8 protein-coding genes are annotated in these 9750 nt (G+C 37.6%); 1 reads left to right on the top strand and 7 read right to left on the bottom strand.

Annotation, left to right across the window (positions count from 1 at the left end; translation table 11 throughout):
* From AC220I_RS13510 to AC220I_RS13495, 4 genes are all read right to left on the bottom strand, one after another.
* The coding region (locus tag AC220I_RS13510; protein WP_486724374.1) for an NAD(P)-binding domain-containing protein at positions 1–434 on the bottom strand (434 nt) is incomplete at its 3' end.
* Between the two features lie 54 nt (positions 435–488).
* Positions 489–2081, bottom strand: a complete 1593-nt coding sequence (locus AC220I_RS13505) for a methyl-accepting chemotaxis protein (RefSeq protein ID WP_486724373.1) — start codon at positions 2079–2081, stop codon at positions 489–491.
* Between the two features lie 26 nt (positions 2082–2107).
* Positions 2108–2422, bottom strand: coding sequence for a carboxymuconolactone decarboxylase family protein (locus AC220I_RS13500; RefSeq protein WP_486724372.1), 315 nt, complete (start codon positions 2420–2422; stop codon positions 2108–2110).
* Positions 2423–2476: 54 nt separating this feature from the next.
* The gene (locus AC220I_RS13495; RefSeq protein WP_486724371.1) at positions 2477–3937 is read right to left on the bottom strand and encodes an amidase family protein; all 1461 of its coding nucleotides are present in this window, start codon (positions 3935–3937) and stop codon (positions 2477–2479) included.
* A gap of 244 nt (positions 3938–4181) precedes the next feature.
* On the opposite strand from AC220I_RS13495, the gene AC220I_RS13490 reads away from it, so the two are divergent.
* Positions 4182–5744 carry an HD domain-containing phosphohydrolase gene (locus AC220I_RS13490; protein WP_486724370.1) on the top strand — a complete coding sequence of 521 codons (1563 nt, stop codon included), beginning with the start codon at positions 4182–4184 and terminating at the stop codon, positions 5742–5744.
* Between the two features lie 104 nt (positions 5745–5848).
* On the opposite strand, the gene AC220I_RS13485 is transcribed toward AC220I_RS13490, so the two are convergent.
* From AC220I_RS13485 to AC220I_RS13475, 3 genes are all read right to left on the bottom strand, one after another.
* A complete protein-coding gene (locus tag AC220I_RS13485; RefSeq protein ID WP_486724369.1) occupies positions 5849–7774 on the bottom strand; it encodes a sensor histidine kinase in 1926 nt (641 codons plus the stop codon).
* Positions 7775–7839: 65 nt separating this feature from the next.
* Entirely contained in the window at positions 7840–8925 is a 1086-nt protein-coding gene (locus AC220I_RS13480) for an alanine racemase (RefSeq protein WP_486724368.1), read from the bottom strand.
* Between the two features lie 158 nt (positions 8926–9083).
* A partial coding sequence (locus tag AC220I_RS13475; protein ID WP_486724367.1) for a methyl-accepting chemotaxis protein occupies positions 9084–9750 on the bottom strand: 667 nt, incomplete at its 5' end.

Raw genomic sequence — 9750 nt, 5'->3', positions numbered from 1 at the left:
TTTGGCAGCTTTTTACTGATGTCAGGCGTAAATGGGTTGTTGAATAAGCCTGCAGCAACAATCACATGTTCACAAGTAAAATCCCCCTTACTCGTATTGACCTCATAATGTGCCTTCACCTTTTTGACGGCCATAACATCGACATGGTCCAAATATTCAGGGCCTATATTCTCCAAATAGGCATTTAAAACCTCATAAATTTGATCCTTAGACATAAACTCATTGTTGTAGGGAATTTGCCCTTCAACACCTGGTAAGTTGGTCATCCAATTGGGCGTCACCAAGTAAAAAGAATCCCATCTTTCATTCTTCCAGGTTTGGAGCATGTCCTTTTTCTCTAGAATCAAATGATCTATATTATGTTTTTTAAGGTGGTGGGAGCAGCTAATGCCACTGGGACCACCACCAATAATAATTACAGTATAATTTTTCATAGAACCTCCTGAAAGAATTGATACCCAAAAGCATTCTATAAAATCAAGGTCACACTATTTAAGCGCATATCTGCCTCTAAAGGTTAATATGTCCTCAAGCGCAAGACCTAGCTGGATTATACCCCCTTGATCAGTACGGGACAATCCAACAAATTTAAAGTATTTGCCGTCGATATCTCTAATTGTCATTTTTTGCGCAACTCTCGCCTTAGGATTCGTCAATATTTTGTAAAAGACATAGGCCTGAGTGGATGGATCATTTTCGATTGTAAAACCGATACCCATTGGGTTATTGGAAAGGACTGTAACGCCTTTTTCATCTGTGATATAAAATTCTGAAATGCCCGTCTTCTTGGAGTACTCGCTAAGGTAGGCATTGTTTACTTGACCCTTGACCATTCTCGCCGCCAAGTCCTCACCTGCTTTAAAAAGTTCCTCGTTTATGGCATCATCAAAGCGATCCACAAAAGAATGCAGCTTCTGAGAGACATCTTCGATGTTTTTGGATAACATGGCATTTTCATCTGTTTTAACCCGATGTACCTGGATATCTTTATCAGCTTCCACTGTTGCTTTTTCTGAATTTGCCGCTACCTCTGCCAATCTCTCAACGTTGCTTGCCAATGTTTCTGAGGCTTGAAGCTGCTCCTTAATACTCTGGGAAATCGTAGAGATGAAAACCAGCATACCTTCAGCGCTTTTTACCATTTCATCTAGATTTGACACAGCATGAATGTTACTGTCTTTTATTTGAACTGTACTCTTGACCACCTCTTGCATGTCAAAGACCACTTCTTTAATTTTTAGCTCCATAGAACCAATTTCTTTTTTGATGTTCTCAGCAATTTGCGAACTTTCATCTGCAAGCTTGGTGACTTCATTTGCAACAACTGCAAAACCTCTTCCTGCTTCACCTGCTCTTGCTGACTCAATAGACGCATTAAGGGCCAAGAGGTTGGTCTGTTCAGATATTTTAGAAATACCGTTTGTCATCTCTTGGATTACCGTCATTAAGGATTCTAATTGATTGACCTTTTCAACTGAAGTATTCATTTTTTGCTCAATGATATCAACGCCTTCAAGCGCAGTTGTTATGACGGACTTACCACTTTTTATCGTTTTAAGAGACCCCTCAGTCACTTCCATATAATCTTCTGATGCATTGGCCATCTGGTCGTTGGAGCTCTGCATTTCTTCTGAAATTGATGCATTCTCCATTGAAGCATTTGAAACCCTTGTTGAATTGATTTTTATTTCATCAATTTGCTGTGAGATCAAATCCATATGCTTCATGGACTCATCTGCATTTGCCAATAGATTTTGCGCGTACTTTGCAAGCTCAATTTCAGATGAAAGCATGTTATAAAGCCAGTCCTTCATTGTCATTTGAAGCTTTTGCAAATCCATAAGCAGGTCTCTCGCTGGCTTTGTGGTCACTTTATCTTCAGTTTCAGCGAGAAAATTACCTTCAGAATAAACTTTAATTAAATCGCTGATGACCTTTAGGTCTTTTTGAAAACTAACCCCTCTAAGCATATATATGCCCACAATTACCGCCGTAGAGACGATTATGCCTATTATGCCATTAAAAAACCAAATACTGACGGCATTGACCAGCACAAGCACCACTAGAATTAAAATCACCATAATTACCCCCAATTATTCTAACTTAATTATTTTTCATAAAACGATCGCAGTACCAATAGTGATTCCATCATATTTGGGAAGCCAACCGTTGGTGCAGTCAGCAATATTGCATGTTCAATTTCTTCCTTATTGCACCCTACCGCCATGGCTTTCTTAATATGAGTGTTTAGCGCATAGTCATGCTGACTCACTGAAGAGACAACAATTTTAATAAGGGCTCGGGTTTTTTCGTCAAGCGGTCCTCCTGCTTCGTGAATTAATCTGCCATATTCACTGTATGCCTCATAAATATCCTTGTGATTGGTTATAAAGTAATTCAAATGATCTGCAACCTTATCCATTTGTTTCTCCTTTCATCCAAAACGCTTTATGATTTCCTCATTTTAAAGTCCTGCTTATTCAACACTTTTAGGTCTTCTTCTATTTTTGCAATGAGCCTCTAGCCCATAAGCAATTTCAATTAACACGCTTTCACTAAAGGGTCTTCCCAGTATTTCCATTCCGATAGGTACACCGATTTCGGCTGTCTCTGACTGACTTGAAAAGCCTGCCGGTACACAAATTGACGGGAAGCCAGTAACTGATGCCAGAACGCCATTGCGCTCATCCTGTGATCCACCAACCTCACAAGTTAATTGCTTTTGGTGGGGATATACCACAGCATCCAAATTATATTTAGCCATTATGGTCAGTAATTGTCTCTTAATGACTTCTCTTTCAAAAATCCGATCTCTATATTCAGGCATTGTAGTTGACAACTCTGACGCCTTAATCAAGTTTGCCTCAATGCCAGGATGGTATTTACCTGATGCTAAAATCTCAGCTACAGAATGGACGCCTACTTCCCTTGGCAAAGTAGAAAGATAGAGATTAAGATGGTCTTTAAGATCAAACAAGTGGACACTGACCTCTTTTACAAGATATTCAGAATCAATGACATCATCCACCTCAATCATAATAGCACCATGTTCTCGCATCTGATCGATGGTTGCATAAACCGCCTTATTAATCGCTTCATGCTTTGGCGCATTTCCGAAAAAATGATTTAGTATGCCCACGCGTTTGTGCCTTAGACCTTCCTTGACAAGATGTGCCCTTAAGCTCTCTTTGAAGGCTGAAGCCCCCCAAGCTGTAACATCATCTTCTATATCAAAACCTCTGATTACCTCAAGCAATTTAACGGCATCTGCCACCGTTCTCGCCATAGGCCCAGCTGTATCTTGTGTATATGAGTAAGGAATCACGCCACTTCTACTTACGTAGCCAATGGTTGGACGTATACCGACAATACTGTTGGCTGAAGCTGGAGACCTCACTGAATTTATGGTATCCGTACCAATGCCAACTAGTCCAAAGTTTGCGGCAATCGCTGCCCCTGTACCGCCACTTGAACCACCAGGCGTCCTAGTTAAATCATATGGGTTTAAGGTTTGTCCTAATATTGAACTTAGGGTCTCACCCCAAATGGCAAACTCGTGCAAGTTCGCTTTTGCAATGATAATGGCTCCAGCATCTCGGAGTTTTTTTGTAATAAAAGCATCATTTTCAGGAATGACCCCCTCCAAACTCTTACTCCCTGCAGTAGTTGGTAAATCATTGGTATTGACGTTATCTTTCAAAATAACAGGAACACCATGTAGGGGTTTTTTTAAACCATTTGTCCTTAAATCTGCATCAAGAAGATCTGCCTCATTTAAAGCATTGGGATTTGTCATTATAATAGCGTTCAACATTGGTCCTTGTTGATCAAAAGCCTTTATTCTGTCCAAATAAAACGCTACCAACTCACGTGTTGTCATTGTCCCCTGTGATAATGCCTGATGATATTGCTGAATCGTCATTTCCATCAAATCCATAGTCTACCCCCTAGTTCATAATATTAGCCTTATTAGGAAAATTAGACATCATAAACAAAATACCTTCATATGATTATAACAAATTTTTACCCTCTGAGTTGTTGTCAATTAACAACTCTTAAATATATACCTATAATTTGTCCTTTATCTCATAATTTTTCAAAATTATTAATATTATTGTCCATATCGTATTTATTTATTTTTTTTGGGTATTATAAAGAAAAATGACTTTAAGGAGGCTCACATGACAAAATCCAATCCTTTCTTAGACGATCAAAAATTTGATTTAGATTTTTTAGCAAAAGACATCACAAAAAAGCCTCGTGTTAAGAAAACCTATAAAATTATCATATCTGACGATGATGAAGATATTCATACCTTAACAGAACTTCTATTAAAAGATTTTATATTCGAAGAAGAAGGTCTCGTCTTCATTCATACCTACTCTGCTATTGAAACCATTCGCATAATGGACAAAAACCCAGATGCGGCTGTTCTTTTACTGGATGTCGTTATGGAAGAAATGAATTCAGGTTTAAAAGTTGTGGATTATATCCGAAAGGTGCAAAAAAATAAACTGGTTAGAATTGTACTGAGAACAGGCCAGCCTGGTTATGCACCTGAAGAAAGCCTCATTAGAGACTATGATATCAACGATTATAAGTTAAAGACAGAACTTACCAAACAGAAGCTCTACACCACAATTTATGCCTGTTTAAGATCATATCGGGATTTAATGCAGATTGAACGCAATAAGAGCTCGCTTGAAGAACTGGTCAAAATCAGTGGTGACCTCTTTAAGCGCAAATCATTAATGGACTTTTTAGAGTCGATTTTTGCCCAGATTTCTATCTTTCAAAAATACACACTTCATTTACCAATAGAAACACCTATAGAGAAAAACGGCCTGATCTTTAAGGCAAGTGGTGAAATCCTTGCAGGTATAGGGCAATTCAAGGCCTATGTGGATCACACCATTCAAGAAGTCAAGACTTTAAGTTCTATTGTTGCCCTCTTACCTAATCTTCCTGAAATAAACCAGAACATCATTTATCTGGAAAATGGTCTTCTTTTTTATAACAAGGGCATCACTTCCCTAAGAGACTATGTTTATATAGAGCTCAATAAAGACCTCTACGACAAAGCCCTTATTGAATTGCTCATCAATAACTATGCACTGGCACTTGAAAATTATCAGTTAAACGAACTCCTTGTCAAAAGTCACGAGGATGTTATTTTCACATTGACCGAAACCATTGAAAGACATTCAAATGAAACCTCAAATCACGTTAAACGTGTCTCTGTTTTCATGAAATTGCTCGCTAAACACTATGACGTCCCTGAAACGGAATGGGATCTTTTGAGAATTTCCAGCGTCCTTCATGACATAGGCAAGATTGGCATACCAGATTCGATTCTTAAAAAGCCCGGTCGCTTAACACAAGAAGAGTTTGAAACCATTAAAACACATACTGAAATTGGTTATCGCATCCTGGGGACAAATGACCATCCTATTTTTGAAAAGGCAGCAGACATCGCCTATTATCACCATGAGAAATTCGATGGCTCAGGCTATCCTCTAGGCCTGTCTGGAACAGATATCCCCCTATATGCAAGGATGATGGCAATTATTGATGTCTTTGATGCCCTTGTCAGTAAAAGATGTTACAAGGAGGCTCTACCTGTTGATGAAGTTTTCGAAATCATGGCTTCTGAGTCAGGTAAACATTTTGATCCAATCCTATTGGAACTCTTCCTAAAAGACAGGGATGAAATCCAAAGAATTTTAACCGAGTACACAGACTAGTTTTAACTTGTCTTTGATTCTTTTAATCATCTTCATAAAAAAGCTCACTTTCGGCATTGGATTCCTGAAAGTGAGCTTAATTTATTTTTTTCTTAATATATGCCCTATTCTATAATAGGGATTTCAATGATAAAACGCGTATAGTCTCCCTCTTCACTTTCCAGTGATATCTTACCAGACAAGGTCTGTGTGATGATGTTATAAATGACGTTCATCCCAAGTCCGCTGTTGCCATTTTGGCGATTGGTCGTAAAAAATGGATCAAATATCTTTTTACGATTTTCTTCTGCCACACCCTTGCCATCATCTTCATAGTGGATCGTCAACACATTATTCTTAACCTTGCAGGTAATCCTAATATGGCCATTTGTTTTTTCTTTGAACCCATGTTGAATTGAATTCATAATCAAATTGGTCATAATTTGTGTGTAAGCACCTGGAAAACTATCAAGCTCTATAGAGTCTTCACATACAAGGGCAATTTCGTGATGTTGCCTTTTATACTCGCCACGCAAACTCAGTATAACATCCTCAAAGGTAGTCTTGAGATTAAACTTCACCCTAACCTCACTACTTTGGTCCACCGCAATTTTTTTAAAGCTTTTGACGAGATCAGCAGCTCGATTTAAATTACTGGTTAAAAGATGGGTGGCTTCTTCAATATCCTTAAAGTATTGGATTAAATCATTTTTTGTCATATTTCCCGATTCAATCAACTTAAGATTATTTTGATTGAGCAAATCAATATGAGATGTTGTAGATATCCCTACACCAAGCGGTGTATTAATCTCATGTGCAACACCAGCGACTAAATTACCGAGCGATGCCGCTTTTTCTGTCTCTAAAATATACTGATATTGTTGTTCAAGTTCTTTGTTTTTCTGAGCAATTTTTTCTTCTAGCACGACATTTTCTCTTCTAAAGGTCGTAATAATACTTTGAAATGAATTACAAATTTCACCCATTTCATCTTCTCTAGCAAGATAGTGGTCAGGTATGTTCTTTGAATAGTCACCTGAAGCAATATCCTCTGCAAATGAAACTAGAAGCTTGTAGGGCTTGGTATGTCTTCTAACCACAAGGTGAATTGTGCCAATCCCCAACATGAAAGCAAGAATCATGAGTAATATGATTTGAAAATAAATGCCATAAAGCGATTTATTGATATTGTTTTTGTCTATTAAGGTGACCACTTGCCACTTGTTATTATCAACACTATAACTGCTAAGATAATATGGCATTCCGTTATAATAGATGGTTTCAAGTTGACTTGTTTCCTTAAAAATCAAATCAATATAGGGATTTAATGGATCCTCAGGGTCCTTGATGGATGAATTCATGACTTTACTTAGATCTTCATGATATACATAATCGCCCTCTTGAGTCACAAGAAATGAATGGTCGTTTTCGGTTATTGAAACGTCCTTAAAAATACTTGGAAGCGTGTTCAACATGATGTCCACAACCACAAATCCGTAAATTTCCTCCCCTTCTCTAAGGGCCAATATTGAGGATATCACTGTTTTCCCAGTGTCCCATTCTACATATGGCGGGGTGAACTCCACAGTGTCAGAATTGACAGCGACCTCATACCAGGGTCTCTTTCTGACTTCATAATCTATATCAGGCACAGTTCCTGAACTGTCTAAATAGAAGTTGGCTTCTTCGTTTGCAACCCAAGCTAAAAAGTGTAAGGGGTCGCTCTCTTTTACCTTTACCAAGTAATCATAAACAAAGGGGTAATAACTACTGTTTCTAATAGCCTCTCTGGTCTTGACCGATTTAAGATATGCTACGATATCCCTATTTAGGGCCATCTGTTTTGTATAGAGCTGGGCATTTTCAAATATATTAGAAACGTCCTTGGAAATAGACTCTGATTGTAGATAAGTTTTTTCTAGCAAATCGTCTCTTACTTTTTGAGTCATAAACTGAAAACTCGTATAGCCGATTAAAATAAACACGGCTAAAAGAATGGTCGCTATAAAAAAAGACAGTGTATTGGCAAGACTTTTACGTATCCGCTTCATATGCCACCTCATTTAAATGGATTTCTTATGAATATACCCTAACGCAACAAGTCTAACACATAAAGCTATTCGAATATCTTTGGAATATCCTCATTTAAGAATGCTTGGAGCATAACTTGATAAAACATGCCAAATGTCAACTTATCTCCAATCTGATAGTCAGCTGCAGCATCTGTAATGTCAACAATTAAATGATCACTACTGCAGCCGTAAATGAAAACTGATTCATCCAAGGGGATTATTTTTTCATGATCAGCGATATCTTGCCGTCCCAGTGCTAAAATAGCTCTTTTACGGGTCCCAATGTCTTTGTATTCAGGTGTTTGACCAAAGGCATCCACAGAAATCGTTCCAAAGGGATATGTTGGCTTTTCTTTAATTTCTATTATTTCTGCCTTGATGAACATGGTGTCTTTATATAGGTCTTCAATTGTGACATTATGATAGACAGGCAAATCCTTATTAAGTAAAAGGCCTTCACCCACTCTTAAATGATTTATGCGTTCAGGCATTTCTCTATTAAAAATAAGCGGTAATGAACTCGTTGCACTTCCTGATATATACTCAAGTGGTCTTCCGATTTTTGCCTCAATGGTTTCTGCGATATCAACCAAGGCCTTCATTTTATCAACAGTAGGCTTGATAGAGCCATAACAGCCCAAGTTTGTGCCCACCCCAACCAATTCTAAATAAGGCCATTGACTTTCAATTTTATCCACAAGCCCCATGAGTTCATTGGTATCTAAAACGCCTTCTCTTAGGTCTCCAAGTTCCACCATCAAGACGACTTTATGTGTTCTTTTATGCATCGAGCATGCATTGTTGATTGCCTCAAGCACCACACCTTCAGAATTCAAACTTATATCTACATACTTGACCAGCTCGCTCACTTCAGAGAGCATTGGAATTCGAAGCAGCCACATATCACATTCCAAGCCTTGGCGCTTCAAATTTTTAAGATGTGGTATTCTAGAGCTTCCCAAGCTTTCACAACCACTTTCTAAAAGAAGTTTTGAAATTTCACTGTGGCCATTTACACCCTTTATGACCCCTGTGACCTTCACATTTTCTTGTTGACATTTTTTTAGTATATAATTTGCATTATGAGTCAAATGTGCTTTCTTTATACTAATATATGGATATTGATACATGAAAATCCCCCTCTCTATTTCCATCATTATAATTGAATTTTTACAATAATGAAACAGAGTTATCTGAAAATTCCATAATGTTCAGAAAACATCAAAATAGCTACATTTTATATGTTTTTATATAAAATGTAGCTACTTAGTTTTAAGTTGACTTATGCTTAAAATTTAAATTGATTAATCATCTGATCCAAATTCTCAATCATGCTGATATTGGATTTCAAGATTTCGTTAACCGATTCTGTTCTTTGAGAAACTTCTTTTGTGATGTTCAAGATATTTTCAACTTCATTTGCCTCTTGTTCAGTGGCAAACTGAACCTCTTTTACATTTTCAGCAATGGTTTCCATCGAACTTGTAAGTTCTTCTGAAATTGCACTAAGTTCCATCATAATACTGTTAAACTCAGAGGCATCATTGCTATATTGGTCCCCAATATTATTGAGTTTATCATAATCAACCAATACGGTTTGATCGATGAAATCCAACATTTCACTTGAATCCTTAATTAAAATGCCCACCGAATCTTGGATAAATTCAACGGTAACTTTAATGTTTTCAACGAGACTTGCTGAAGCTTCTGCAAGTTTACCAACTTCGCCAGCGACAACTGCAAAGCCCTTTCCTGCATCTCCAGCTCTAGCGGCTTCAATTGATGCATTCAAGGCCAACATATTTGTCTGTGCCGTAATCTTCAATATGCTCTCTAGAAGTTCATTTATCTTATTAACTTGTTTTGCATTCTCCATGGCCTCTTCAATTCTTGTTTTTACTGAAGCATACATCTTGGATGCATTTTGACTGGATTCTTCAGAATCTGCTTTTATG

Source organism: Fusibacter sp. (assembly GCF_057447755.1).
Note: the sequence above shows the minus strand (reverse complement) of the source record. Positions and strands in the feature narration are given on the sequence as shown.